This window comes from Streptomyces sp. S.PB5 (assembly GCF_030403745.1).
In the GTDB taxonomy this organism is placed as follows: Bacteria; Actinomycetota; Actinomycetes; order Streptomycetales; family Streptomycetaceae; genus Streptomyces.
Genome location: NZ_JAQMWP010000004.1, coordinates 239,341 through 264,411 on the forward strand (window position 1 = coordinate 239,341; position 25,071 = coordinate 264,411).

At 70.8% G+C, this 25,071-nt stretch carries 21 protein-coding genes and 1 pseudogene; 11 read left to right on the forward strand and 11 right to left on the reverse strand.

Annotated features, from left to right (window positions below; genetic code table 11):
- Positions 1-277: 277 nt before the first annotated feature.
- The 3 genes from PH203_RS12625 to PH203_RS12635 are packed head-to-tail and all read right to left on the reverse strand — an operon-like array spanning position 278 to position 3,867.
- Complete coding sequence (locus PH203_RS12625) at positions 278-2,584, reverse strand: heavy metal translocating P-type ATPase (RefSeq protein ID WP_289919888.1); 2,307 nt, start codon at positions 2,582-2,584, stop codon at positions 278-280.
- A gap of 41 nt (positions 2,585-2,625) precedes the next feature.
- Positions 2,626-2,865 (reverse strand): heavy-metal-associated domain-containing protein, encoded by a 240-nt coding sequence (locus PH203_RS12630; RefSeq protein WP_289919889.1) that lies wholly within the window; start codon positions 2,863-2,865, stop codon positions 2,626-2,628.
- Between the two features lie 51 nt (positions 2,866-2,916).
- A complete protein-coding gene (locus PH203_RS12635; RefSeq protein ID WP_289919891.1) occupies positions 2,917-3,867 on the reverse strand; it encodes a PrsW family intramembrane metalloprotease in 951 nt (316 codons plus the stop codon).
- A gap of 64 nt (positions 3,868-3,931) precedes the next feature.
- On the opposite strand from PH203_RS12635, the gene PH203_RS12640 reads away from it, so the two are divergent.
- Both PH203_RS12640 and PH203_RS12645 read left to right on the forward strand, forming a co-directional pair.
- On the forward strand, positions 3,932-5,131 hold the full coding sequence (locus tag PH203_RS12640) for a cation:proton antiporter (protein ID WP_289919892.1): 1,200 nt from the start codon (positions 3,932-3,934) through the stop codon (positions 5,129-5,131).
- Positions 5,132-5,244: 113 nt separating this feature from the next.
- Positions 5,245-6,288, forward strand: a complete 1,044-nt coding sequence (locus tag PH203_RS12645) for a zinc-dependent alcohol dehydrogenase family protein (RefSeq protein WP_289919894.1) — start codon at positions 5,245-5,247, stop codon at positions 6,286-6,288.
- A gap of 189 nt (positions 6,289-6,477) precedes the next feature.
- Here the strand turns inward: PH203_RS12645 and PH203_RS12650 are convergent, their stop codons facing one another.
- From PH203_RS12650 to PH203_RS12660, 3 genes are all read right to left on the reverse strand, one after another.
- Entirely contained in the window at positions 6,478-6,678 is a 201-nt protein-coding gene (locus tag PH203_RS12650) for a MerR family transcriptional regulator (protein WP_289919895.1), read from the reverse strand.
- 560 nt (positions 6,679-7,238) lie between these two features.
- Entirely contained in the window at positions 7,239-8,078 is an 840-nt protein-coding gene (locus PH203_RS12655) for a helix-turn-helix domain-containing protein (protein WP_289919897.1), read from the reverse strand.
- Positions 8,079-8,276: 198 nt separating this feature from the next.
- Positions 8,277-9,194, reverse strand: a complete 918-nt coding sequence (locus PH203_RS12660; RefSeq protein WP_289919898.1) for a sugar phosphate isomerase/epimerase — start codon at positions 9,192-9,194, stop codon at positions 8,277-8,279.
- Between the two features lie 126 nt (positions 9,195-9,320).
- Between PH203_RS12660 and iolC the strand changes: the two genes are divergently transcribed.
- From iolC to mmsA, 5 genes are read left to right on the forward strand one after another with little or no spacing between them, the layout of a single operon-like run.
- Entirely contained in the window at positions 9,321-10,289 is a 969-nt protein-coding gene (iolC, locus tag PH203_RS12665) for a 5-dehydro-2-deoxygluconokinase (protein ID WP_289919901.1), read from the forward strand.
- Positions 10,286-11,176 carry a deoxyribose-phosphate aldolase gene (locus tag PH203_RS12670; protein WP_289919902.1) on the forward strand — a complete coding sequence of 297 codons (891 nt, stop codon included), beginning with the start codon at positions 10,286-10,288 and terminating at the stop codon, positions 11,174-11,176. The genes iolC and PH203_RS12670 overlap by 4 nt, the downstream gene beginning before the upstream one ends.
- Before the next feature lie 10 nt (positions 11,177-11,186).
- On the forward strand, positions 11,187-12,005 hold the full coding sequence (gene iolB, locus PH203_RS12675; RefSeq protein WP_289919904.1) for a 5-deoxy-glucuronate isomerase: 819 nt from the start codon (positions 11,187-11,189) through the stop codon (positions 12,003-12,005).
- Positions 12,002-13,894: a 3D-(3,5/4)-trihydroxycyclohexane-1,2-dione acylhydrolase (decyclizing) gene (gene iolD, locus PH203_RS12680; RefSeq protein ID WP_289919906.1), complete on the forward strand. Its 1,893-nt coding sequence runs from the start codon at positions 12,002-12,004 to the stop codon at positions 13,892-13,894. The genes iolB and iolD overlap by 4 nt, the downstream gene beginning before the upstream one ends.
- 14 nt (positions 13,895-13,908) lie before the next feature.
- On the forward strand, positions 13,909-15,411 hold the full coding sequence (mmsA, locus tag PH203_RS12685) for a CoA-acylating methylmalonate-semialdehyde dehydrogenase (RefSeq protein ID WP_289919909.1): 1,503 nt from the start codon (positions 13,909-13,911) through the stop codon (positions 15,409-15,411).
- Between the two features lie 61 nt (positions 15,412-15,472).
- On the opposite strand, the gene PH203_RS12690 is transcribed toward mmsA, so the two are convergent.
- Together PH203_RS12690 and PH203_RS49665 are read right to left on the reverse strand one after the other, a co-directional pair.
- Positions 15,473-16,303 carry a hypothetical protein gene (locus PH203_RS12690; RefSeq protein WP_289919911.1) on the reverse strand — a complete coding sequence of 277 codons (831 nt, stop codon included), beginning with the start codon at positions 16,301-16,303 and terminating at the stop codon, positions 15,473-15,475.
- On the reverse strand, positions 16,252-16,698 hold the full coding sequence (locus tag PH203_RS49665; RefSeq protein WP_354671240.1) for an AAC(3) family N-acetyltransferase: 447 nt from the start codon (positions 16,696-16,698) through the stop codon (positions 16,252-16,254). The genes PH203_RS12690 and PH203_RS49665 overlap by 52 nt, the downstream gene beginning before the upstream one ends.
- Here PH203_RS49665 and PH203_RS12695 point away from each other — a divergent pair.
- From PH203_RS12695 to PH203_RS12710, 4 genes are all read left to right on the forward strand, one after another.
- Complete coding sequence (locus PH203_RS12695) at positions 16,582-17,040, forward strand: hypothetical protein (RefSeq protein ID WP_289919913.1); 459 nt, start codon at positions 16,582-16,584, stop codon at positions 17,038-17,040. The genes PH203_RS49665 and PH203_RS12695 overlap by 117 nt on opposite strands.
- Positions 17,041-17,073: 33 nt before the next feature.
- Entirely contained in the window at positions 17,074-19,743 is a 2,670-nt protein-coding gene (locus PH203_RS12700; RefSeq protein WP_289919915.1) for an alpha/beta fold hydrolase, read from the forward strand.
- On the forward strand, positions 19,740-20,633 hold the full coding sequence (locus PH203_RS12705; RefSeq protein WP_289919917.1) for an ABC transporter permease: 894 nt from the start codon (positions 19,740-19,742) through the stop codon (positions 20,631-20,633). Before PH203_RS12700 ends, PH203_RS12705 begins: the two co-directional genes overlap by 4 nt.
- A gap of 147 nt (positions 20,634-20,780) precedes the next feature.
- Positions 20,781-22,340: a VWA domain-containing protein gene (locus PH203_RS12710; protein WP_289919919.1), complete on the forward strand. Its 1,560-nt coding sequence runs from the start codon at positions 20,781-20,783 to the stop codon at positions 22,338-22,340.
- 28 nt (positions 22,341-22,368) lie between these two features.
- Here PH203_RS12710 and PH203_RS12715 read toward each other — a convergent pair whose 3' ends face one another.
- The 3 genes and pseudogenes from PH203_RS12715 to PH203_RS12725 all read right to left on the reverse strand — a co-directional run bounded on the left by PH203_RS12715 (position 22,369) and on the right by PH203_RS12725 (position 24,773).
- Positions 22,369-23,754, reverse strand: coding sequence for a condensation domain-containing protein (locus PH203_RS12715; protein ID WP_289919922.1), 1,386 nt, complete (start codon positions 23,752-23,754; stop codon positions 22,369-22,371).
- Positions 23,755-24,010: 256 nt separating this feature from the next.
- Positions 24,011-24,185, reverse strand: a pseudogene (locus PH203_RS12720) (IS5/IS1182 family transposase); the annotation flags it as partial.
- A gap of 342 nt (positions 24,186-24,527) precedes the next feature.
- The gene (locus tag PH203_RS12725; RefSeq protein ID WP_289919924.1) at positions 24,528-24,773 is read right to left on the reverse strand and encodes a hypothetical protein; all 246 of its coding nucleotides are present in this window, start codon (positions 24,771-24,773) and stop codon (positions 24,528-24,530) included.
- Between the last annotated feature and the right edge of the window lie 298 nt (positions 24,774-25,071).

Genomic DNA, 25,071 nt, shown 5'->3' on the forward strand with positions numbered 1-25,071 from the left:
CCCGAAGTACGTGCCCCGGCAACGCATCTCTGAGGAAGTCCCCCAAGACATCCTCAGACGCCAGGATGCGCCCCCCAAGACGCGGCCTGACATCGCCAACTTAGACCTTCGAACCCCTTCGATGGTTACGTTCGCATCACTGTGATCTGCGTCTCTTGCATTTGTCCGTTTGATGCGCAAGGGGCCCGAAACGTCGATCGGAGCCCAAGCGTAAGGATGATGCGCGAGCCTTGTGAAGAGCTTATGTGAGTGGCGCGCCGGACTCCAGAGGGGCTTCTCAACGGAATGCGCGCAGCCGCAGGCTGTTCGTCACGACGAACACGGAGGAGAACGCCATGGCGGCGCCCGCGATCATCGGGTTCAGCAGCCCCGCGGCGGCCAGTGGCAGCGCGGCCACGTTGTAGCCGAAGGCCCACACCAGGTTCCCCTTGATCGTGGCCAGGGTCCGCCGTGACAGCCGGATGGCGTCCGCGGCCACCCGCAGATCCCCGCGCACCAGCGTCAGATCGCCCGCCTCGATCGCCGCGTCGGTCCCGGTCCCCATGGCGAGCCCCAGATCGGCGGTGGCCAGCGCGGCGGCGTCGTTGACCCCGTCCCCGACCATCGCCACGACCCGCCCCTCGCCCTGCAGCCGCCGTACGACGTCGACCTTCTCCTCGGGCAGCACCTCGGCGACCACCCGCTCGATCCCGACCCGCTCGGCCACCGCCTCGGCGACGGTCCGGTTGTCCCCGGTCAGCAGCACCGGCGTCAGTCCGAGCGCCCGCAGCTCCCGCACCGCCTCGGCACTGGTCTCCTTCACCGCGTCGGCGACGGTCACGACACCCCGTGCCACCCCGTCCCAGGCGACCACGACGGCCGTACGCCCGCCCCTCTCGGCCGCTTCCTTGGCGCGGGCCAGATCGGGCGGCAGTTCGGCTGCGTTCTCGGAGAGTCGCCCCACGGCCACGTCATGGCCCTCCACGCGCCCGCGCACGCCCCGCCCGGGCACGTTCTCGAACCCCTCGACCTCCGGCAGCGCCCCGAACTGCTCCTCCGCACCGGAGGCGACCGCCCGGGCGACGGGATGCTCGGAGGCGTGCTCCAGGGCGCCCGCGAGCCGCAGCACCTGCTTCTCGTCGGTGCCCTCGACGGCGTACACCTCATGAAGGGTCATACGGCCGGTGGTGACGGTTCCGGTCTTGTCGAGTACGACGGTGTCGACCCGTCGCGTGGACTCCAGCACCTCGGGCCCCTTGATGAGGATGCCGAGCTGCGCCCCGCGCCCCGTGCCGACCATCAGCGCGGTCGGCGTGGCCAGCCCCAGCGCGCACGGGCAGGCGATGATCAGCACGGCGACGGCCGCGGTGAACGCGGCGACCGTGTCCCCGGTGACGCCCAGCCAGGCCCCGAAGGTGGCGACGGCGACGAGGATGACCGCCGGCACGAACACGGCCGAGATCCGGTCGGCGAGCCGCTGCACCTCGGCCTTGCCGTTCTGCGCCTCCTCGACCAGCCGCGCCATCCGCGCGAGCTGTGTGTCGGCGCCCACGCGCGTGGCCTGTACGACGAGCCGCCCGCCGGCGTTGACCGTGGCCCCGGCGACCTGGTCGCCCACGCCCACGTCCACCGGCACCGACTCCCCGGTCAGCATGGCGGCGTCCACGGCGGAGGCCCCTTCGACGACGGTGCCGTCGGTGGCGATCTTCTCCCCGGGCCGTACGACGAACCGGTCCCCGACGGCCAGCCGGCCCACCGGGATCCGCACCTCGCGCCCGCCCGCCCGTCTCCCGCCACCACCCTCGACCGAGAGCGCTCCGGGCTCGCCCTCCTCGTATCGCAGCACGGCCACGTCCTTGGCGCCCAGCTCCATCAGCGCCCGGAGCGCGGCTCCCGCGCGACGCTTGGAACGGGCCTCCAGATAGCGGCCGAGCAGGATGAAGACGGTGACCCCGGCGGCGACTTCGAGGTAGATGGTCGAAGCGCCGTCCGCGCGCGAGACGGTGAACCTGAACTCGTCCTTCATGCCCGCCATGCCGGCGTCACCGAAGAACAGCGCCCACAGGGACCAGCCGAACGCGGCCAGCGTGCCCACCGAGACCAGCGTGTCCATGGTGGCCGCGGCATGCCGGGCGTTGGTCCAGGCGGCCTTGTGGAAGGGCAGCCCGCCCCAGACGACGACGGGGGAGGCGAGGGTGAGGGCCAGCCACTGCCAGTTGTCGAACTGCAGGGCCGGGACCATCGAGAGCAGGACGACAGGGACGGCGAGGAGGGCGGCCACGACGAGACGCTGCCGCAGCGACGTCAGCTCGGGGTCCGGGTCCTCGGTTTTCCCGTCCGGACCCTCGGTCTCCTCCCGGGGCGGCGCCGGCTCCTCCGCCGTGTACCCGGTCCTCACCACCGTCGCGATCAGATCGGCGACCCCGACACCCTCGCCGTAGGTGACCTTCGCCTTCTCGGTGGCGTAGTTCACCGTGGCGCTGACCCCGTCCATCCGGTTGAGCTTCTTCTCGACGCGGGCCGCGCAGGAGGCGCAGGTCATCCCGCCGATGAGGAGCTCGACCTCGGAGGCGGCCGGCGTTATCGGGGTGTCGGTGGTGGTCATGGTCCGTACTCCGAGGTCCGTACTCCGGGAAGGGCTGTGGCTCAGGCCTGGCCGGCGAGCTCGAACCCGGCCTCGTCCACGGCCGCGCGCACGGCCTCCTCGTCCAGGGGCGCCTCGGACACGACCGTGACCTCACCGGTGGAGGCGACGGCCTTCACCGAGGTGACCCCGGGGATCTCGGAGATCTCGCCGGACACGGAGCCCTCGCAGTGCCCGCAGCTCATGCCGGTCACCTTGTAGACGGTGGTGACGGAGCCCTGGGTGTCGGTCTGGGTGCTCATGTCGTTCTCCTCATCGAGGTGTGTGACGTTCGTATCCGACACCCTATACCCCTAGGGGGTATTTCTCCAAGAGGGGTCCCGCCGCGCCAGCGACCGCACCCACCCGACACCGAACAACGACACGAGCACCATGAGTCCGACCGAGAACACGGTGAAGAGGTGTTGCTGCTGGTCGGTGGGGTGCGGCATGTACCCCTGCGCGAACAGCTCCTTGTCGAGACCGGTGCTCGCCAGGTGCGCCACCAGCCACAGCGCGATCCCGTGCGTCGAGTCCCACAGGGCGTGCAGCAGCGCGACCCCGGCATACGTCCCGATCACGGGCCCGGCGAAGCGGAAGTGCCCGCTCGGCCGGCGGTACGACAGCAGCACACCACCCACGATCGCCGTCCACAGCCCGTGCCCGAAGGGGGCCAGCACCCCGCGCAGGATCTCGGTCTGCAGCAGGGCCCGCAGATCGATGCCCTCGGTCGAGACGGCGGCGTTGAAGGCGTACCCCGCGCTCTCCAGGGCCGCGAAACCGAAGCCGACGGTCGCACCGAGCACCAGCCCGGCCCGCATGCCGCGCAGCCGCGGCTGCTTGCGCAGCACGAACATCAGCGCGCCCAGCTTCACCGCCTCCTCGATGAGCCCGACGCCGACGAACATCCACAGGGAGGGGTGCAGCAGGTAGTACTCCATCACCGAGGCGCCGAGCACCCCCAGCGTCCCGCCGGTCAGGAAGCAGCCGAGGATCACACCGACCCCGAGATCCCGCCCGTGCTGCTCGTACGCCCACAGTACGAAGGTCACCGGCACCAGAAAGCTGCCGAGCAGGATCAGCGTCGGCAACAGAGTGGTGTTCTTCGTGGCGTACGTGACGAGCGCGGTCAGCACCCACAGCGCGAGCCCGCCCCACAAACAGCGTTTCCACAGTCCGGGCCGGATCCGGGGGTACGTCGGGGGCGGCTGCTGCGGACCGGGGATGTGGGCCTGCGGGGCGCCGGGCGGCGGGGAGTAGGTCACGGCAAATCCCTCTAGTTATAACTAGTTGGACGGATTTGTCCGAACCTTATGGTAAGTACGCCCTATGTCGCAGGCCGGGACGCTCGTACTGATCATGTCCATCGCGGTGCTGGCGCCGCTGCTCGCGTACGGGGTCAGCCGGTGGCTGCCCGTGCCGCTCGTCATCTTCGAGATCGTGCTGGGCATCGTGGTCGGCCCCGACGCACTGGGCTGGGCGGGCGACGGACAGGTCATCGACACCCTGTCCGACCTCGGCCTGACGATGCTGATCTTCCTCGCCGGCTACGAGATCGAGTTCGACAAGGTCCGCGGCGACACCCTCAAGCGCTCGCTGTGGGCATGGGGGATCTCGCTCGCGGCGGGACTCGCGATCGCCTCGGCGCTGTCCGGCTGGTCCAGGGGCGTCTACATCGGCACGGCCCTCACCAGCACCGCCCTCGGCACGGTCCTGCCGGTGCTGCGGGACGCGGGGGATCTGCACTCCCGCTTCGGCTCGGTGATGCTGGCGGTCGGCGCGGTGGGGGAGTTCGGGCCGGTCATCGCCATGGCGCTGCTGCTGAGCGGTCGTTCGCCGGGGCAGTCGACGGCGGTCCTCGCGGTGTTCGCGCTGCTGACGGCCGGCGCGGTGTGGTGGGCGACGCGGCCCCGCCCGCCGTGGTTCTCCCGGGTGGTGGCGAAGACCCTGCACAGCAGCGGCCAGTTCGCCGTACGCCTGGTCGTGCTGCTGCTGATGGTGATGCTCGGCGTCTCCCAGGCCCTCGGCCTCGACACCCTCCTCGGCGCCTTCGCCGCCGGGGTGATCACCCGCCTGGTGCTGCACGGGGCGGCACCGGAGAGCGCCGGGCCGGTCCTTGAGAAGGTCGAGGCGATGGGCTTCGGCTTCCTGGTGCCGGTGTTCTTCGTGGTCACCGGCATCGAGTTCGACCTGCACGCCCTGCTGTCCGGCGGCCGCGCCCTGCTGCTCCTGCCGGTCTTCCTGCTGCTGTTCCTCGCCGTACGCGGTCTCCCGGTGTACGTCCTGGCCCCGCGCGACCTCCTGCGACGCGACCGGCGCGCCCTCACCCTCTTCGCCTCCACCGCGCTGCCGTTGGTCGTGGCCATCACGACGATCGGAGTGGAGGACAAGGTCCTGAAGACGGATGAGGCGGCGGCACTGGTGGGCGCCGGGATGCTGTCGGTGCTGCTGTTCCCGCTGGCGGCGCTGCGGTTGCGGGGAGAGCGCGCGGGAGCGGAGGGGGCGGTCAGGGGTTCGGAGTCGTGGTGACGCCGGCGGTGATGAGCCCGACGGCGAGAGCGATCCGGAACACCCGGTAGGGGCGCCGCGGGGCGCGACCGGCCACCATGGTCCCGCACACGAGAGCGACGAGGGGACGGCAGATGCGAGCGGTGGTATTCGAGCGGTACGGCGAACCGGCCGAGGTGCGTGAGGTCCCCGACCCGGCGCCTTCCGCGCACGGCGTCGTCGTACGGGTGGAGGCCACCGGCCTGTGCAGAAGCGACTGGCACGGCTGGCAGGGCCACGACCCCGACATCACCCTCCCGCACGTCCCCGGCCATGAACTCGCCGGCGTGATCGAGGCGGTCGGCGCCCAGGTGACCCGCTGGCGCCCCGGCGCCCGCGTCACCGTCCCCTTCGTCTGCGCCTGCGGCACCTGCCCCACCTGCGCGGCCGGCGACCACCAGATCTGCCCGCACCAGACCCAGCCCGGGTTCACCCACTGGGGTTCCTTCGCCGAGTACGTGGCCCTGGAGCACGCCGACGTGAACCTCGTGGCGATCCCGGACGACCTCTCCCACGCCACCGCCGCGGCGCTCGGCTGCCGCTTCGCCACGGCGTTCCGCGCGGTCGTGCAGCAGGGAAGGCTCGCCGCGGGGGAGTGGGTCGCCGTGCACGGCTGCGGCGGAGTGGGCCTGTCCGCGGTGATGATCGCGGCGGCGTCCGGCGCGAGGGTGGTGGCGGTGGACGTGTCCCCGCGGGCACTGGACCTGGCGAGGAAGTTCGGCGCGGCGGAGTGCGTGAACGCGTCCGAGACCGGGGACACGGCGGAAGCGGTCCGTGAACTGACGGGCGGCGGCGCCCACTTGTCCCTCGACGCCCTCGGCTCCCCCGTCACCTGCGCCGCCTCGGTCGGCTCCCTGCGCCGCCGCGGCCGTCACCTCCAGGTCGGCCTGCTGCCCTCGGCGGACGGCACGACGCCCGTCCCGATGGCCCGCGCGATCGCCCTGGAACTCGAACTCCTCGGCAGCCACGGCATGGCGGCGCACACCTACCCGCCGATGCTGGAGCTGGTCAGGGCGGGCGTACTCCGCCCCGACCTGCTGGTCACCTCCTCGATCGACCTGGCCGCGACACCTGCGGCGCTGGCCGCGACGGGGACGGCGCCGGGGGCGGGGGTGACGGTCATCGAACCGTGGCGGTGAGGCGCTCCGGGGGAGGGGCACCGCGGATCACCGGCACCACATTGCCCGTGAGGCACCACACTGCCCGTGAGGCACCACACTGCCCGTGAAAACCTCACAGGCACCCTTTCCATGCCCCGGTCGGCCACGACGGCGCCGCAGCCGGCCGACAGCCCCTCGCCACCCCTCGCCGTACGTCCGGCGGAGCGCTCAGTCCTCTCTCCGCCCCCGGTTGCCCGGCCGCGAGGCGACCCACTTCCGCACGGTGTCCGCGTACCAGAACGGCTTGCCGCCCTCCACATGGTCCGGCGGCGGCAGCAGCCCGTGCTTGCGGTACGACCGCACGGTGTCCGGCTGCACCCGGATGTGTGCGGCGATCTCCTTGTACGACCAGAGCCTTCGGTCGGTCATGAGTTGCACCTCCCTGCGCGCACCACGGCGGCGACCGGGAACGGCCGTCGGGGGTACCGGGCGCTGCGCTGGCGATCACAAAGCCTGTGCCCGGTGAACGACGCTGAGTGACCGCGGGTCAGGCCCTGTGCACCGTGTGTGACGCAAGACCCGCGTACACGCGACATGTGTGACACGGAGGGGGCGTTTGTGACGCGAGTGCAGCAAAGGCGTACGCGGGCCTACGGGCGAGGCGCGTTGACACCGGGGCCGACGAGGGCCTCCAACTCCCGCGCGGACTCGGAAGCCGAGCGGTGTACCGGGTGGCCCGACGAGCACCTCGCTGACACAGCCGGCCGGTCACCCGGCGCAGAGGTCGTTGGTCCACAGGGTGGTGTACGTGTCGGGCATGGCCGCACGCTATCCACCGTCACTGACAACGAGACCCAGGGCCTCCACCCGTACCCACAGGGCGGCCGTACCCACAGGGCGGGCCGGACCCGCTGCGCCGGGCCCGGCCCGCCGGCTCCCCCGCCCCCCGTGGGCCGGAGCGGCTCAACACCGGAGGTCACAGACTGCATTCAGCCAACACGGCCGGTCTTGGAAAAATCCGCACCGCCACCGGACGCGAGCACCAGACTCGTCGCCTCGCCCGACATCCGGTCACCCCCGGGCACCCCACCGGGCCCCCGCCGCGCCAGCGTGAACTCCCGCGGCGTACACCCCGTCATCGCCTTGAACTCGCCGCTGAGATGGGCCTGGTCGTAATACCCGCACACCGCGGCCGTCTCCGCCTGTCCGTGTCCCGCGGCCAGCAACCGCCGAGCCCGCTGCAACCGCAGCACCCGCCCGGCCGCCTTCGGCCCCAGCCCGATCTGTTCCCGGAACCGGCTCTCCAGCTGCCGCACACTCCATCCGACCTGGTCGGCGAGTACCGGCACCGGCACGGCCCCACCCGTCCGCACCAGCTCCGCCCAGGCCCGCACGACCCGAGCCGAACACGGCGTACCGGCATCCGCCCACCGCGCGAACACATCGTCCAGCAGCCCGAACCGCGCCTCCCACGACGGCAACGAGGCCAACGCGGCGGCGAGTTCACAGACCCGGCCCGGCAGCGCGTGCGGCAATTCGTCCGGATCGACGGTCCGATTGGCGAGCTCGTGCTGCGGAGTACCGAAGAGCGTGAAGGCGGCCCAGGGCGCCAGCAGCACCTCGATCCCCGAGAGCCGCCCACCGTGCTCACCGACGGCGGGGGTGGTCGTGGGCCCGCAGTACACGGAGACGAGGGTGTCAGGTTCCAGGCCGCCACGGGTGATCCGTACGGGCTCCTCGAACCCCAACAGCAAAGTAGCGGCCCCGATGGGCGCCTCCAGCCGCCGCCGGGGCCTGTCAATGGCGATCCGAACCCCGCGGTAGCTCATCACACCGGGCCGAACCCGAGGATGAGGCACACCAACGGCGACCTCCCAGAACCCAGAGGGTCCATGTCCGTTCAGAACACGTACGGCACGAGTCATCCGGCCATGCTGCAACACCCCTAGGGGCGCGGGACAGTGTCAATTTGCGGCTCCGCCGCGTGGGCGCGAACAACCCCCACGCACCCGCAGTCAACAAACCACCTACGCCCCGCAGGACCTCAAAAACGCCCGAGTCCGCTGAGCAATGGGCAACGGCTTATCCGGCGGACACGGATACATGTCCTGCTCGACAATCGCGAACAGATCGACATCCAAAGCCTGCGCAGCCTCCAGCACAGGCCCGAGAGCCGGCACACCCGAAGGCGGCTCACACATCACACCCTGAGCCACAGCGGGCCCGAACGGCGTCCCCTTGGCCCGCACGTCCGCGAGGATCTCCGGGTCCACCTGCTTGAGGTGCAGATACCCGATCCGCGACCCGTACGTCTCGATCAGCTTGACGCTGTCCCCGCCGCAGTACGCGTAGTGCCCGGTGTCGAGGCACAGCGACACGAGCGAGGAGTCGGTCCCGTCCAGGAACCGCACCACGTTCTCCTCGGAGTCGATGTGCGTGTCGGCGTGCGGATGCACGACGATCTGCAGCCCGTACTCCTCCCGCACCCGCTCCCCGAGCCGCTCGGTCAGCGAGGTGAGATTCCGCCACTGTTCCGGCGTCAGCGTGTCCGGCTCCAGCACCTCACCGGTCTTGTCGTCCCGCCAGAAGGACGGGATGACCACGAGGTGCTTCGCCCCCATCGCCTGCGCCAGCACCGCGTTGTCGGCGACATGGGCCCAGGTCTTCTCCCAGACCCCCTCGCCGTGGTGCAGCCCGGTGAAGACGGTCCCGGCGGACACCTTGAGCCCCCGCCGCGCGACCTCCTCGGTCAGTACGGCGGGATCCGTCGGCAGATACCCGTAAGGGCCAAGCTCGATCCACTCGTACCCGGAGTCGGCGACCTCGTCGAGGAAGCGCTGCCAGGGGACCTGCTGGGGATCGTCGGGGAACCACACACCCCAGGAGTCGGGAGCCGAGCCGATCCGGATGCGGGACAGTGAGGAAGAGGGTGACAACGACGTCATGCCGGTCAGCTTCCGCGCGAGCGGTAAGCGCTGTCAAGGTCTCGTCCGAATGTCTGGACAAAACATTGACAGGGCTCCTTGTCGGGGACTACAAAACCGGGGGAGAGCCGATACGAAGGGAACTCGATGGCGTACGACCTGATCACCATGGGGCGGATCGGAGTGGATCTCTATCCGCTGCAGACGGGCGTCCCGCTGCCGCAGGTGGAGACCTTCGGCAAGTTCCTCGGCGGCTCGGCCACGAACGTCGCGGTCGCCGCGGCCAGACTGGGACGCCAGACCGCGGTGATCACCCGCACCGGCGACGACCCGTTCGGCACGTACCTCCACGAGGAGCTCAAGGGCTTCGGCGTCGACGACCGCTGGGTCACCCCGGTCCCCGGCCTGCCCACCCCGGTCGTCTTCTGCGAGATCTTCCCGCCGGACGACTTCCCGCTGTACTTCTACCGCGAGCCCAAGGCCCCGGACCTGCAGATCGACGCCCACGAGCTCGACCTCGACGCCATCCGCGAGGCCCGCATCTTCTGGGTCACCGGCACCGGCCTGAGCGAGGAGCCCAGCCGTACGGCGACCCTGGCGGCCCTCGCCCACCGGGCCAAGGCCGGTACGACGGTCTTCGACCTCGACTGGCGACCCATGTTTTGGAATGACACAGCCTGGAAGGACCCGGCGGCCAAGGCCCGCCCCTTCTACGAGGAAGCCCTCCGCCACACCACCGTCGCCGTCGGAAACCTGGACGAGGTCGAGGTCGCCACCGGAGTGCGCGAGCCGCGGGCCGCCGCCCAGGCCCTCCTCGACGCCGGTGTCGAGATCGCCGTCGTCAAGCAGGGCCCCAAGGGGGTCCTGGCCGTCGGCCGCGACGGACAGACCGCCGAGGTCCCGCCCCTCCCCGTGACCGTCCTCAACGGCCTCGGTGCCGGTGACGCCTTCGGCGGCTCCCTCTGCCACGGCCTCCTCGAAGGCTGGGACCTGGAGAAGATCATGCGCCACGCCAACGCGGCGGGTGCCATCGTCGCCTCCCGTCTGGAGTGCAGCTCGGCCATGCCCACGCCCGACGAGATCGAGTCCGCCCTCGCCGCTGGAGCCGTCAAGTGACCGTCGACGTCTCCGAGATCGTCCGCCTGCGCACCCGTCACCCCGAGGCCGTCGCGGAGGCCGCCGCCCGCCGCCGGCGCAGGCCGCTGCTCAACGAGGCCGGCCGGCTGATGATCGTCGCCGCCGACCACCCGGCCCGCGGCGCCCTCGGCGTCGGCGACCGCAAGTTGGCCATGGCCAACCGCGCCGACCTGCTGGAACGCCTGGTCCTCGCCCTGTCGCGCCCCGGCGTGGACGGCGTCCTCGCGACCGCCGACATCCTCGACGACCTGCTCCTGCTCGGCGCCCTCGACGGCAAGGTCGTCATGGGCTCGATGAACCGCGGCGGCCTCCAGGGCGCCAGCTTCGAGCTCGACGACCGCTTCACCGGCCACCGCGCCGAGGACATCCAGCGGCTCGGCTTCGACGCCGGCAAGCTGCTCCTGCGGATCGACTACGACGACCCGGGCTCGCTGACCACCATGGAGTCCACGGCCCGCGCGATCGACGACATGGCGGCCCGCCGACTCCCGGTCTTCGTCGAGCCGTTCATCAGCGGCCGCAACGCGGAGGGCAAGGTCAAGAACGACCTCTCGGCCGAGGCCGTCACCAAGTCCATCGCCATCGCCTCGGGCCTGGGCGGCAGTTCGGCCTACACCTGGCTGAAGGTCCCCGTCACCGAGAACCCCGACGACATGGCCGAGGTCATGGCCACCTCCACGCTCCCCGCGGTCCTGCTGGGCGGCGAGGTCGGGGGGTCCATGGAAGAACAAGCCGGGGCGTACGAGAAGTGGCGCGGCGCGCTGCAACTCCCCACCGTCCGGGGCCTGGTGGTCGGCCGTTCGCTGCTCTACCCGGCGGACGGGGACGTGACCGCCGCCGTGGACACCGCCGTAGGACTGCTGTGAGGGCCGCCGCATGACGAACGACAACGCTCTGTACGTGCCCAAGGGCGCCTCCAGCAACGCCCAGTACACCGTGGACATCGACCCCAAGAGGGCCGGCTGGACGTACTGCAGTCTGCGCGTCGTCACGCTGGAAGCGGGTGGCACGCACACCTTCACCACCGGTGACAGCGAGTGGATCGTGCTTCCGCTGGAAGGCGGATGTACCGTACAAACAGAAGAAAACGAGTTCCAACTCCTGGGCAGGGAAAGCGTGTTCGCGTCGGTCTCCGACTTCGCGTACGTGCCCCGTGACGCCCGGGCAACGATCGCCTCCGGCGCGGGAGGCCGCTTCGCCCTGGCAGGAGCGAAGTGCGAGCGACGACTCCCCGCCCGCTACGGCCCCGCGCCGGAGGTCCCCACCGAGGAACGCGGCAGCGGCAACCGGCTGCGCCACGTCCGCAACTTCGCCTCCGCCGACGCCTTCGACTGCGACAAGCTGATCGCCGTCGAGGTCGTCACCCCCGGCGGCAACTGGTCCTCGTACCCGCCCCACAAGCACGACGAGAACCGGCCGGGCGAGGAAGCGGAGCTGGAGGAGATCTACTACTTCGAGATCGACGGCCCGAACGGTTTCGGCTATCAGCGCGTATCTCCCTCCCGTGAGGGCGGATCGGACGTCCTCACGGAGGTCCGCTCCGGCGACGCCGTCCTCGTCCCCGACGGATGGCACGGCCCGTCGATCGCCCAGCCCGACCACGACATGTACTACCTGAACGTCATGGCGGGCCCCGGCGGGACACGGGAGTGGCGGATCTGCTTCCACCCGGACCACACGGAGGGTTACCGATGACGGTGCAGACCTCAACGACGAGGCTCACGGTTGCCCAGGCACTCGTCCGCTTCCTCGCCGCCCAGTACACGGAACGCGACGGCGTACGGCAGCGGCTGATCGGCGCCACCTGGGGCATCTTCGGCCACGGCAACGTGGCCGGCCTCGGGCAGGCACTCGTCGAGTACGGCGAGGACATGCCGTACCACCAGGGCCGCAACGAGCAGTCGATGGTCCACGCGGCCATCGGCTACGCCCGTCAGTCGAACCGCCTGGCCACACACGCCGTGACGACGTCGATCGGCCCGGGCGCCACCAACCTGGTCACCGGCGCCGCCCTCGCCACCATCAACCACCTCCCGGTCCTGCTCCTCCCCGGCGACATCTTCGCCACCCGCGTCGCCGACCCGGTCCTCCAGCAGCTCGAAGTCCCCTACGCGGGCGACATCAGCGTCAACGACAGCCTGCGCCCGGTGTCGAGGTACTTCGACCGGATCACCCGCCCCGAGGCCCTGATCCCGGCGGCCCTCCAGGCGATGCGCGTGCTGACGGACCCGGTGGAGACCGGCGCCGTGACCCTCGCCCTCCCGCAGGACGTCCAGGCCGAGGCCTACGACTGGCCCGAGGAGTTCTTCGCCGAGCGCACCTGGGTCGTACGGCGTCCGGGCGCCGATCCCACCGAACTCGCCGAAGCCATCAGGGTGATCAGGTCCGCACGCCGGCCGCTGGTCGTCGCGGGCGGCGGTGTCCACCACAGCCGCGCGGAGGAGGCGCTCGCCGAGTTCGCGGAGACGACGGGGATCCCCGTCGCCTCGACCCAGGCCGGCAAGGGCTCGCTGCGCTGGGACCACCCCCAGGACGTCGGCGGCGTCGGCCACACCGGCACCGCCACCGCCAACGAACTCGCCCGCCAGGCAGACCTGGTGATCGGCGTCGGCACCCGCTACACCGACTTCACCACCGCCTCCCACACCCTGTTCGCAGGCGACGGCGTCCGCTTCCTCAACCTCAACATCGCGCCCTTCGACGGCCACAAGCTCGCCGGCACTCCGCTCATCGCGGACGCGAGCAGCGGTCTGGCCGAACTGACCGCGGCCCTGCGGATGCACGAGCACCGGGTCGAGGAGGCGTACATCGCCGAGTACACCCTCGACAAGGACCGCTGGGAACACCGCGTCGACGCCTGCTACGAGGCCGACGAACCCGACGTACGCCCGACGCAGCCGCAGGTCCTCGGCGCCCTGGACGCGATCGTCGACGAGTCGGACGTCGTCATCAACGCGGCCGGCTCCCTCCCCGGCGACCTGCACAAACTGTGGCGGGCCCGCTCCCGGGACCAGTACCACCTGGAGTACGGCTACTCCTGCATGGGCTACGAGATCCCGGCCGCGATCGGCGTGAAGATGGCCGCCCCCGAGCGGAACGTCTGGGCGCTGGTCGGCGACGGCACCTACCTGATGATGCCGACCGAGATCGTGACCGCCGTCCAGGAGGGCGTCGCGATCAAGATGCTGCTCATCCAGAACCACGGGTACGCGTCGATCGGCGGACTGTCCGAGTCGGTGGGCGGCGAGCGGTTCGGTACCGCGTACCGCTACCAGTCGGACGACGGCACCTACACCGGGGCCCCGCTCCCGGTGGACCTGGCCGCCAACGCGGCCAGTCTGGGGATGCGCGTTCTGCGCGCGAAGACCGTCAGTGACCTGCGCGAGGCCCTCGCCCAGGCACGCGCGGCGGACACTCCCACATGTGTCTACGTCGAGACCGAAACGGCAGACACAGTGTCGGGCGCGCCTCCGGCGCAAGCCTGGTGGGATGTACCTGTGGCCGAGACCGCGACCCGACCGTCGGCGGTGAAGGCCCGCGAGGAGTACGACCGGCACGTCTCTACCCGACGCCGCCATCTGTGAAGGAGCAACTGGGCATGACGAAGATCGTCAACCACTGGATCGGCGGCAAGACCGTCGAAGGCGCGTCGGGCAACTACGGGCCGGTCACCGACCCGGCGACCGGCGCGGTCACCACGAAGGTCGCGTTCGCGTCCGTCGACGAGGTCGACCAGGCGGTGCAGGCGGCCAAGGACGCGTTCGTGTCCTGGGGCCAGTCCTCGCTGGCCAAGCGCACGGAGATCCTCTTCAAGTTCCGCGCGCTGCTGGACGCCAACCGCGACGCGATCGCCGAGCTGATCACCGCCGAGCACGGCAAGGTGCACTCCGACGCCCTCGGTGAGGTGGCCCGCGGGCTGGAGATCGTGGACCTCGCCTGCGGTATCAACGTGCAGCTGAAGGGCGAGCTGTCGACGCAGGTCGCCAGCCGTGTCGACGTGGCGTCCATCCGCCAGCCGCTCGGTGTCGTCGCCGGCATCACGCCGTTCAACTTCCCGGCGATGGTCCCGATGTGGATGTTCCCGATCGCCATCGCGACCGGCAACACCTTCGTCCTGAAGCCGTCGGAGAAGGACCCGTCGGCGTCGCTCAAGCTCGCCGAGCTGCTGGCGGAAGCCGGTCTCCCGGACGGCGTCTTCAACGTCGTCCACGGCGACAAGGTGGCGGTGGACCGCCTCCTGGAGCACCCCGACGTCAAGGCGGTGTCGTTCGTCGGCTCGACCCCGATCGCCCGCTACATCCACACCACCGCCTCGGCGAACGGCAAGCGGGTCCAGGCGCTCGGCGGCGCCAAGAACCACATGCTGGTCCTGCCGGACGCCGACCTCGACGCGGCGGCGGACGCGGCCGTCTCGGCGGCCTACGGCTCCGCGGGCGAGCGCTGCATGGCCATCTCGGCCGTCGTGGCGGTGGGTTCGATCGGCGACGAGCTGGTGGACAAGATCCGCGAGCGCGCCGAGAAGATCAAGATCGGCCCCGGCAACGACCCGACCTCCGAGATGGGCCCGCTCATCACCAAGGTCCACCGCGACAAGGTGGCGTCCTACGTCGAGGGCGCGGCGGCAGAAGGCGCCGAGGTCGTCCTGGACGGCACCGGCTACACGGTCGAGGGTTTCGAGGACGGCCACTGGATCGGCATCTCGCTCCTTGACAAGGTCCCGACCTCCGCCAAGGCCTACCAGGACGAGATCTTCGGCCCGGTGCTGTGCGTGCTGCGCGTGGACACGTACGAGGAGGGCGTGGCCCTCATCAACAGCTCGCCCTTCGGCAACGGCACCGCGATCTTCACCCGCGACGGCGGCGCCGCCCGCCGCTTCCAGCTGGAGATCGAGGCCGGCATGGTCGGCGTGAACGTCCCGATCCCGGTCCCCGTCGGCTACCACAGCTTCGGCGGCTGGAAGGACTCGCTCTTCGGCGACCACCACATCTACGGCAACGACGGCACCCACTTCTACACCCGCGGCAAGGTCGTCACGACCCGCTGGCCGGACCCGTCCGAGGCCCCGGCGGGCGTCGACCTGGGCTTCCCGCGCAACCACTGACCGACCGGCACTGACCGACCGGGCCCGGGCACCTCGTACAGGTGCCCGGGCCCCGTCATGCCTACTGGCCCTGGGATTCCTTGATCGCCTCGGTCATGTCGGCGGTCTCCGAAGCCGGGGGAGCCTTGACCACGGCCGTCTTGCCGAACTTCTCGAAGTCCATGGTGACCTTCATGGCGCCGATCTCCTGCGTCAGCCGGACCGGCAGGTCCTTGGCGCCGACCCAGACGTCCATGGAGATCGAGGTCGCACCGCCGGTGACGTCGCCCATGAGGCTGTTCTCGTCGCCGTAGGCCTCCGCGAACTTGCCCAGCTGCTTCTGGTCGAGCACGGCCCGGTAGTGGGTGGTGCTCTGCCCGTTGACGGTCTCCTTGCCGAGGTCCTCGACGTCCTTGGCGTACTTGAGGCCCTTCATGGACGCCGACGGGCTGCCGTTGCTGCCGCTGAGGGCCTCGGCGCCGGACTCGCCGAAGACGGCCGAGCCGTCGATCTTCATCCACTCCTTGCCCGCCAGCGGGCCGGAGGGCTGCGGGTCGACGTCGTAGTAGTAGGCGCCGTCCACGAACAGCACACGGATCGACGGGTCGTCCGTCAGCGTGTCCATCTGCGCGGCCTTGGTGTCCATCTCGACGTCGTAGGCGTATCCGTCACCCCACGAGTACGTGCCGTCCATGGCGATCGGGGTGCCGGTGCCTATGTCGGTCGACATCTTCACCTCGGCCGACCCGAGCTGCTCGGTCCGGTCGGTGGCCCGCGTGAGCGCCGCCATGATCGCGTCGGTCTTGTCGACCGCCTCGGCCGCCTGCTTCACGGAGTCCGCCCCGCACGCGGACGTCGCCATCAGCGCCGCCGCCGTGAACCCCACCCAGGCAGCGGTGTGCTTGTGCTGCATGTTCCCCACCCATTGCTGTGATTCGTATGAGAATTCTGTGAGAAGTGACTGTAGCCGCCACCACCGACACCCCCGCGACCGGATTTCCCCGCCGTCCGGCAGCCCCGCAAGCTCAGCCGCGCGATCCGTCTGACGGCGGTCCGGCCGCCCCCGCGCGATGCAGGGGCAACGGCGGCCCGCAGGCAGAACAGCCGGGCCGTCACCCCGCCCACCCGCCCGGCCGGGACCGACACCCGGTACTCGGCCAGGGGACCGGCGGCGGCGAAGGAGGTCTGCGGATGCGCGCCGCGCAGGGCGCCGGGCTGGACGCGCACCCGCTCGGCCGGCCACCCCGTCGACCGGGCCGGGGCCCGGGCGGATCGAACGGCGGCATCCACCGGCGTACCTCCCCCCACCTGCGCGGACGTCAGCCCTTCGACGCGCCGCCGGTACAGCGGGAGAGGGTGCCGTCGCGGCCGAGTGCGGCTCTCAGCGCCCGGACCACGGCCCCCGCTGCCGCCGCCCCGCACCGGCCCCGGGCCGCGCAGGCAGGCGTGCGCCAGAAGCACTCCGCCAGCGCGCACACCGAGCGCGCGGAACTCCTCGGCCGGCCGTTCCCCGCCGACGGCGGAGCGGTGGCCGCGGGAATCGAGTCCGTCGGGGTGGGGACGGCACAGGCCCGCGTACCGCGCCTGGTGTACGAGGGGAGGGCCGTGTACGCCCGCGGGAGGGCGCCGAGTTCGGTCTCCGGTCGATAAGTTGCCGACAGGTTGAGCCCGTACCGTTGAACCATGGATCTTCGACCCCCCGGACTGCGAGGACGCCTCCGGAGGCCGCGACGGTGGATCGCCGCCGCGGCCTCCGTCGTAGTGCTCGCCGGTGCCGGTACATGGACGGCCGTCGCGGACGACGACGCGCCACCGGTGCACCGAGCGGACCGGGTCATGTCGCTCGACGGCGTACGGGTGGACACCTCGTACTTCACCCCCGACACCCCCGGCAGACACCCCGCGGTCCTGCTGGGCCACGGCTTCGGCGGCAGCAAGGACGACGTGCGCGACCAGGCGGAGTCCCTCGCCCGGGACGGCTACGCGGTCCTCACCTGGTCCGCCCGGGGCTTCGGCAGATCGACGGGCAAGGTGGGCCTCAACGATCCGGACGCCGAAGTGGCCGACGTCCGGAAGCTGATCGACTGGCTGGCGACCCAGCCCACGGTCCAGCTCGACAAGCCCGGCGACCCCCGCGTGGGCATGGCGGGTGCCTCCTACGGCGGCGCGATCGCCCTCCTCACCGCCGGACACGACAGCCGCGTCGACGCCATCGCGCCCGCGATCACCTACTGGAACCTCTCGGACGCCCTCTTCCCGAACGGCGTCTTCAAGAAGCTGTGGGCCGGCATCTTCGTCAACACCGCGGGCGGCTGCGACAAGTTCGAACCGGCGATCTGCGCGATGTACGAGCGCGTCGCCGAGTCCGGCATCCCGGACGCCGCGGCCGAGAAGATGCTCGAGGAGCGCTCGCCCGCCGCGGTGGGCGACCGGATCAAGGTCCCCACCCTCCTGTTCCAGGGCCAGACCGACTCCCTCTTCACCCTCGACCAGTCCGACGCCGCCGCGAAGGCGATCAAGGCCAACGGCGCCCCCGTGGACGTCGACTGGATCGCGGGCGGCCACGACGGCGGCAACCTGGAGACCGACCGCGTCCAGTCCCGCGTCACCTCCTGGTTCGACCGCTACCTCAAGGACGACAAGAGCGCCGACACCGGCTCCGCCTTCCGCGTCACCCGCACCCTCGGCGCCACCACCTCCAGCTCCGGCGAGACCGAGCAGCGGACCAGGGGCGTGACCGAGGACACCTACCCCGGCCTGGAGAGCGAGCAGCGCACCGTCGCCCTCACCGGCCGCCGCGAACAGAGCTTCGCCAACCCGGCCGGCGCCAACCCGCCCGCCGTATCGGCCCTCCCCGGCCTCGGCAGCGCCGCCGGCGGCCTCGCCCAGCTCTCCTCGCTCGGCGTCTCGGTCTCCCTGGACTTCCCCGGCCAGTACGCCTCCTTCGAGTCGGCGCCCGTCGAGGACGACCTCCAGATCACCGGTTCGTCCACGGTCACCGTCCACGTGAAGTCGACCACCGACGACGCCGTCCTCTTCGCCAAGCTGTACGACGTCGGCCCCGACGGCCGCCAGCAGACCCTGCCCTCCCAGCTGGTCGCCCCCATCCGCGTCGAGGGCGCCAAGGCGGGCAAGGACGTCGACATCACCCTGCCCGCGATCTACCACGAGATCGACGACGACCACCGCCTGCGCCTGGTCCTCGCCTCCACCGACCTCGGCTACGCCTCCCCGGCGACCCCGGCGACGTACACCGTCTCCCTCAAGGGCGACGGCCTGAAGGTGCCCACCGCGCTCAGCGAGGACCGGGCCCAGACGCCGCTGCCCTCCTGGGTGTGGTGGCTGCCGCTGACCGGCGCGCTGATCGCCCTGCTCCTGATCCTCACCGGCCGCCGCCGTACGGCCGCGCCCGCCGCCCCCGAGCCCGCGCTGGCCGAAGTCCCGCTCCAGATCACCGACTTGAGCAAGCGCTACGCCAAGTCGACGGACCGGTACGCGGTCAAGGACCTCTCCTTCCGCGTCGAGAAGGGCCAGGTCCTCGGACTCCTCGGCCCGAACGGCGCGGGCAAGACCACGACCCTGCGCATGCTGATGGGCCTGATCAAGCCGGACGGCGGCGAGATCCGCGTCTTCGGCCATGCCATCGCGCCCGGCGCCCCGGTCCTGTCCCGGGTCGGCGCCTTCGTCGAGGGCGCGGGCTTCCTCCCGCACCTGTCGGGGCGCGAGAACCTGGAGCTGTACTGGCAGGCCACCGGCCGCCCGCCCGAGGACGCCCACCTGGAGGAGGCCCTGGAGATCGCGGGCCTCGGCGACGCGCTCGCCCGCGCGGTCCGCACCTACTCCCAGGGCATGCGCCAGCGCCTCGCCATCGCCCAGGCCATGCTCGGCCTGCCGGACCTGCTGATCCTCGACGAACCGACCAACGGCCTCGACCCGCCGCAGATCCGCGAGATGCGCGAGGTGATGATCCGCTACGCGGCGGCCGGCCGTACCGTCATCGTCTCCAGCCATCTCCTGTCGGAGGTCGAGCAGACCTGCACCCACCTCGTGGTGATGGACCACGGGCAGCTCGTGCAGGCGGGCCCGGTCGGCGAGATCGTCGGCTCCGGCGACACCCTCCTGGTCGGCACCGCCGAACCCGTGACGGAACCGGTCGCCGAGAAGGTCGCCGCCCTCCCGGGCATCGCCTCGGCCGCCGTCACCGACGACGGGCTGCTGGTCCGGCTCGACGCCGACGGCAGCGCCGCCCGCCTGGTCGCCGAACTCGTCCGGCTGGAAGTCCCCGTGACCTCGGTGGGCCCCCACCGCCGCCTGGAGGACGCCTTCCTCACCCTGATCGGAGACCACGCATGAGCTCGGCAGAAGGAGCAGGCGTGAGCAGCACGCTGACCGCCGCCCGCGCGGAGGTCGCCGACGGCTACCGCGCCGGCCGCACGCTGCCCTTCCGGGTCGAACTGGTCCGGCAGCTGAAGCGCCGCCGCACCCTGGTGATGGGCGGGATCCTGTTCGCCCTGCCCTTCATCCTGCTGATCGCCTTCCAGGTGGGCGGCGAACCCGGCTCGGGCAACGACCGGGTCAACCTGATGGACACCGCCACCCTGTCCGGGGCCAACTTCGCCGCGGTGAACCTCTTCGCCTCGGCGGGCTTCCTCCTGGTCATCCCGGTGGCGCTGTTCTTCGGGGACACCGTCGCCTCGGAGGCCGGCTGGTCGTCCCTGCGCTATCTGCTGGCCGCGCCCGTGCCCCGGGCCCGGCTGCTGTGGTCCAAGCTGGTCGTCGCGCTGACCCTGAGCTTCGCCGCGATGGTGCTGCTCCCGGTCGTCGCCCTCGCCGTCGGCACGGCCGCCTACGGCTGGGGCCCGCTGGAGCTGCCCACCGGCGGCTCGATGCCGGCCGGCACCGCCGCCCAGCGCCTGCTGATCACGGTGGCGTACATCTTCGTGTCCCAACTCGTCACCGCCGCCCTGGCGTTCTGGCTCTCCACCCGCACCGACGCCCCCCTGGGCGCGGTCGGCGGCGCGGTCGGCCTGACCATCATCGGCAGCGTCCTGGACGAGGTGACGGCCCTCGGCGACTGGCGCGACTTCCTGCCCGCACACTGGCAGTACGCCTGGCTCGACGCCGTACGGCCCAGCCTGGAGTGGTCCGACATGATCCAGGGCGCCTCCCTGTCGGTAACGTACGCCCTCGTCCTGTTCGCGCTGGCCTTCCGCGGTTTCGCCCGCAAGGACGTGGTCTCCTAGGTCAACGGAAGATCACCCACCGGTCTCGACACCCGCCCTCCGTGCCCTCTTCGAGACCCTTCCGCAACGCTTCGTAGCGCACGTTCCGGCCCCCTGGCCCGTCACAGTCACAGAAGTCGACGTCAACGGACCAAGGGGGCACGGAAGATGGAGCAGTACCGAATACGACGCGTGCGCGCGGCCCTGCTCGCACTCACCGCGGCGGGCGGCCTGCTGCTGACGGGCTGCAGCGGGACCGACGACGGCAGCAGCCTGAGCGACTCCTCCGCCGACGGCAGCAAGGCGGGCGGCGGCTACGCACCCGCCCCCGACGGCGAACAGCAGACCGGCCCGGACGGCGCGGACAGCTCCGACAGCTCCGACGGCGACTCCCGCGAGGTCGCCCCCGACCCCGACTACCTCTCCACCTTCGCCCTCGACGTCGACACCGCCTCCTACGGCTACGCCCGCCGCACCCTCGCCGAGGGCCGGCTCCCGGACCCCTCGACGGTCCGCCCCGAGGAGTTCGTCAACAGCTTCCGCCAGGACTACGACCGCCCCGACGGCAACGGCTTCTCGGTCACCGTCGACGGCGCCCGCACCGACGAGGACGACTGGTCCCTGGTCCGCGTGGGCCTCGCCACCCGCGCCGCCGAGGACTCCGACGACCGCCCGCCGGCCGCGCTGACCTTCGTCATCGACATCTCCGGCTCCATGGCCGAGCCCGGCCGCCTGGACCTCGCCAAGGACTCCCTCGGCACGATGACGGACCAGCTGCGCGACGACGACTCGGTCGCGATCGTCACCTTCAGCGACGAGGCCGAGCGGGTCCTGCCGATGACCCGCCTCGACGGCAACCGCGACGAGATCCACGACGCCATCGACAGCCTGGAGCCCGCCGACTCCACCAACCTCGGCGCGGGCGTCGAGACCGGCTACGAGACCGCCGAGGACGGCCTGCGCGAGGGCGCCACCAACCGCGTCGTCCTCATCTCCGACGCCCTCGCCAACACCGGCGACACCGACTCCGAGACCATCCTCGAAAGCATCGCGAGCGAACGCCGCGAACACGGCATCACCCTCTTCGGCGTGGGCGTCGGCAGCGACTACGGCGACGAACTCATGGAGGAACTCGCCGACAAGGGCGACGGCCACACCGCCTACGTCTCCGACGAGGAGGGCGCCCGCAAGGTCTTCGTCGAACAGCTCCCGCAGAACATCGACCTCACCGCCCGCGACGCCAAGGCCCAGGTCGCCTTCGACCCCGAGACGGTCAAGGAGTTCCGTCTGATCGGCTACGACAACCGCCGCGTCGACGACGAGGACTTCCGCGACGACAGCGTCGACGGCGGCGAGATCGGCCCCGGCCACACCGTCACCGCCCTCTACGCCGTCCGCCACAGGCCCGGCGCCGACGGCCACTTGGCCACCGCGAGCGTCCGCTGGCTCGACCCCGCCTCCCGCACCCCGCACGAGGAGTCCGGCCGGCTGGAGTCCGAGGACCTCGACAGCGACCTCTGGGACGCGAAGCCCCGCCTCCAGGTCGCCGCCGTGGCCGCCTACTTCGCCGACCACCTCCGCTCCCGCCACGACAGCACCGGTACCCTCCCGGGCAACCCGGGCCTCGACGAACTCGGCGCACGCGCTCAGCGGCTGGCAGACAGGACCGAGGACAGGGCCGTGGACCAGCTCGCGGACATGATCGGCGAGGCGAGGTCCATGGCCTGAGCGGAACCCACCGGCATCCGGCGGGCGGTCAGCCCCGAGCGACCGACACGATCAGGTCCCGCAGCCACTCGGAGTACAGTCGCATGTTCTTGTACGCGATGTCCGTCTCCGGATACCGGCTCGCGAACCACAGGCCCTCGTGAAGCCGGTTGACCCACACGCACACCTGGTCGCCGTAGGAGACCCGGATCAGTCCGTAGGCGTTCAGTTCGGCCCAGCGCTCGGATCCGGGCAGGCCCCGGGTGTCGACGTACGAGACGATCGAGTACAGGTCGGGGGAGGTCGGCCGGAAGTCCGAACCGAGCAGACCCAGGACTCGGGCGAGGGGGATGCGTGCCAGCGACCTGTTGGCGTGCAGTTCGGCGCGTACGGTCTTCAGGGCGCTGTCGAAATCGGGCGCCTTCGCCGCGGGCACCTCGATCGGGGCGCCCCCGACGTACCAGCCCACGGAGTCCGACCATTGGGACTTCACCCGAGTGTGGAACGGCGCGACTGTGCGGTACACGGACTGTCCGCCGATCTCCCGGACGATGAGGCTCGTGGCGGCCAGAATGCCCACCAGTGTGCCGCCGTAAGGCCGGCAGTACGCTTCGAAGGCCGCGGCGTCGTCAGCGCCGACCAGCATCCCCTGCATGAGTTTCTGGGTGGGGAGCCCGGCACCGGGTGCCACGCCGAGATCGACCGGGAAACTCGGCAGCCTGCCGTCACAGCGGCGGATGAACTCCCGCCAGCGGGCGACGACTTCGTGGTCTGCGTCGATCTGGTCGGCGTTGGTCCGCTCGATCTCGCAGAAGTCGACATAACTGCTGGCCTCGGACCGCACCACGGCACCGCCCTCGACGCCCGCCGTGTACAGCTCGTGGATCTCGGCGGGGATGCGCTGGAGGGAGTAGGCGTCGACGTTGCTGTGGTCGAAGGCCATGTACACACTGGTGCAGTCGTCCCGGACGACCGCCGTGTACAGGAAGTTCGGCCAGCGGAGCGCGTCGGCGGTGGAGTCGAAACGATCCTGGAGGTACTGGGTCAGCTCCGTGGCGTCGGAGAAGTCACCGATCGCCTCTCGGCGCAGGGACACGTCCTCGGGCAGGAGCGTGAATCTGCGGATCTCGTCGCCGACGAGGCGGAATCCGCTGCGCAGCGTTTCGTGCCGGAGCATCCAGTCGCGCAGCGCGCTCTCCAGTACGTCGAGGTCGACGCTGCCCGGGATGTCGAACGCCGCGGCCAGCCAGGTGGGCACGGACAACCCGTCCGCACGCAGGGAGCGAGCCGTCCTGATGTGAGATTCCTGGATGTACGCTGCCGGTCGGGAATCCTCCTCCAAGCCCTCCGCCACCGCGAGGGCCGCGGGACTCAGCGACCACTCGAAGAGCCGCCCAGGCTTGATCTCGCAGCGCTGGATGTCAGTGATTCGCATGGGGCTCTCCATTCACGGACGGGGCAGATCCGATCAGGGGAATGCCTCTGCTGCCACGGATGTGCAGCGACACGTGCGAGGTCCCGCGTTTTTCAATGCATCGAGTGATGGTTCGAACAAAAACGCCCAGACCGTGGCCGGTCTCGATGCTATGGGGCATACCAGGTCGAAGGCGGTTCGTTCGAAGGCGTCCGCGCGTGAGTGGGCGGGGGAAAGGCGCCGTCGAGCTCTTTCAGCGTTGCCGTCTTCGTGGCATGGTCACCCACGGCCCCGCGCCGGTGCGGGCGTAGTCGGCCAGGACCGGGACTCCCTGGCGTTCACAGATCCGATGATCTGTGGGTGCGGGCGGCCGTCAGGTCGTGGGTGTCGAGCAGGACGTACTGCGGGCCGCTCGCACGCAGGACCTTCAGCAATCCCGCAGCGCGCTCGGCGAACGCCCATGAGGAGTGGGTGCTGAAGGTGCGGCGCACACAACACCGACCGCCTGCGCGGACGCGGACCGCGCACGGGGCAGACGGCTGATCGAGGCGAGGGCGGTGAACCGGCGTCACGTTCGGCGTTTCCCGGCAGTCACCGACACCGGTGAGCACGGCATCCACGGCCTGCTCGTGGTCACGTCCCAGGACGTAGGGCGACGACTGCACATCACTCGGTGACCGGCCACGGACTTCCCGGCCGGTCACCGGCGTCGGACAGAGCCACTCATCAGTGGTGATCACCCAGTCGTGCACCCACTGCGCGCTCCGCGGGCGGGGAACTCACGCCCTTGCCCGTCAGGAGGAGGAGTTCCCGCCGAGGAGGCCGCCGAGAAGATCGTTGACCAGCTTCAGGAGGCCGCCGAGGAGGCCGCCGCCGGAGCTGTCGTCGGTGCCGTCATCGGCGAGGACGACTGAGGCCGTGCTCTGATGGACGGCGCCGGTCTGGGCCTGCGCCTGGGCCGGGGCGGCCAGCGCGACCGCGCCTACGGTGAGGATGGCACTTGCCGCGGTGCACGCTATATAGCGGCGGATACTGCGCATGATCGGCTCCTGACTGATGTCGAGGGTATTCGGAGTCGCGCGACGCATCGCACACGAAAGACGCTATGAGCCCCGATGGAGCCATGCCCTCCGGAACTACTCCAATCGGATGAAAATGCCCGAGGCGGGGAATGCATCGACGGATGCGGACGGCGTACCTGCATGTGTCGGCCGTTCCGTCGGACGAGGTGCCCTTTCCCGCTCCGGAGCGCGTCAGTGCGCGCTTCCTGACGGGCGGTCGGTTAGCGTGCCGTCGCAGTTCCGTACGCGGGGCGGGCGAGCCGCCTCGCCGGTCCGA

Excerpts from the sequence above, each read along its gene's own strand:
- PH203_RS12625 (WP_289919888.1), bottom strand. The coding sequence starts at position 2,584 with ATGACCACCACCGACACCCCGATAACGCCGGCCGCCTCCGAGGTCGAG.
- PH203_RS12630 (WP_289919889.1), bottom strand. The coding sequence starts at position 2,865 with ATGAGCACCCAGACCGACACCCAGGGCTCCGTCACCACCGTCTACAAG.
- PH203_RS12640 (WP_289919892.1), top strand. The coding sequence starts at position 3,932 with ATGTCGCAGGCCGGGACGCTCGTACTGATCATGTCCATCGCGGTGCTG.
- PH203_RS12645 (WP_289919894.1), top strand. The coding sequence starts at position 5,245 with ATGCGAGCGGTGGTATTCGAGCGGTACGGCGAACCGGCCGAGGTGCGT.
- PH203_RS12650 (WP_289919895.1), bottom strand. The coding sequence starts at position 6,678 with ATGACCGACCGAAGGCTCTGGTCGTACAAGGAGATCGCCGCACACATC.
- PH203_RS12655 (WP_289919897.1), bottom strand. The coding sequence starts at position 8,078 with ATGAGCTACCGCGGGGTTCGGATCGCCATTGACAGGCCCCGGCGGCGG.
- PH203_RS12660 (WP_289919898.1), bottom strand. The coding sequence starts at position 9,194 with ATGACGTCGTTGTCACCCTCTTCCTCACTGTCCCGCATCCGGATCGGC.
- iolC (WP_289919901.1), top strand. The coding sequence starts at position 9,321 with ATGGCGTACGACCTGATCACCATGGGGCGGATCGGAGTGGATCTCTAT.
- iolB (WP_289919904.1), top strand. The coding sequence starts at position 11,187 with ATGACGAACGACAACGCTCTGTACGTGCCCAAGGGCGCCTCCAGCAAC.
- iolD (WP_289919906.1), top strand. The coding sequence starts at position 12,002 with ATGACGGTGCAGACCTCAACGACGAGGCTCACGGTTGCCCAGGCACTC.
- mmsA (WP_289919909.1), top strand. The coding sequence starts at position 13,909 with ATGACGAAGATCGTCAACCACTGGATCGGCGGCAAGACCGTCGAAGGC.
- PH203_RS12690 (WP_289919911.1), bottom strand. The coding sequence starts at position 16,303 with ATGCAGCACAAGCACACCGCTGCCTGGGTGGGGTTCACGGCGGCGGCG.
- PH203_RS12695 (WP_289919913.1), top strand. The coding sequence starts at position 16,582 with ATGCGCGCCGCGCAGGGCGCCGGGCTGGACGCGCACCCGCTCGGCCGG.
- PH203_RS12700 (WP_289919915.1), top strand. The coding sequence starts at position 17,074 with ATGGATCTTCGACCCCCCGGACTGCGAGGACGCCTCCGGAGGCCGCGA.
- PH203_RS12705 (WP_289919917.1), top strand. The coding sequence starts at position 19,740 with ATGAGCTCGGCAGAAGGAGCAGGCGTGAGCAGCACGCTGACCGCCGCC.
- PH203_RS12710 (WP_289919919.1), top strand. The coding sequence starts at position 20,781 with ATGGAGCAGTACCGAATACGACGCGTGCGCGCGGCCCTGCTCGCACTC.
- PH203_RS12715 (WP_289919922.1), bottom strand. The coding sequence starts at position 23,754 with ATGCGAATCACTGACATCCAGCGCTGCGAGATCAAGCCTGGGCGGCTC.
- PH203_RS12725 (WP_289919924.1), bottom strand. The coding sequence starts at position 24,773 with ATGCGCAGTATCCGCCGCTATATAGCGTGCACCGCGGCAAGTGCCATC.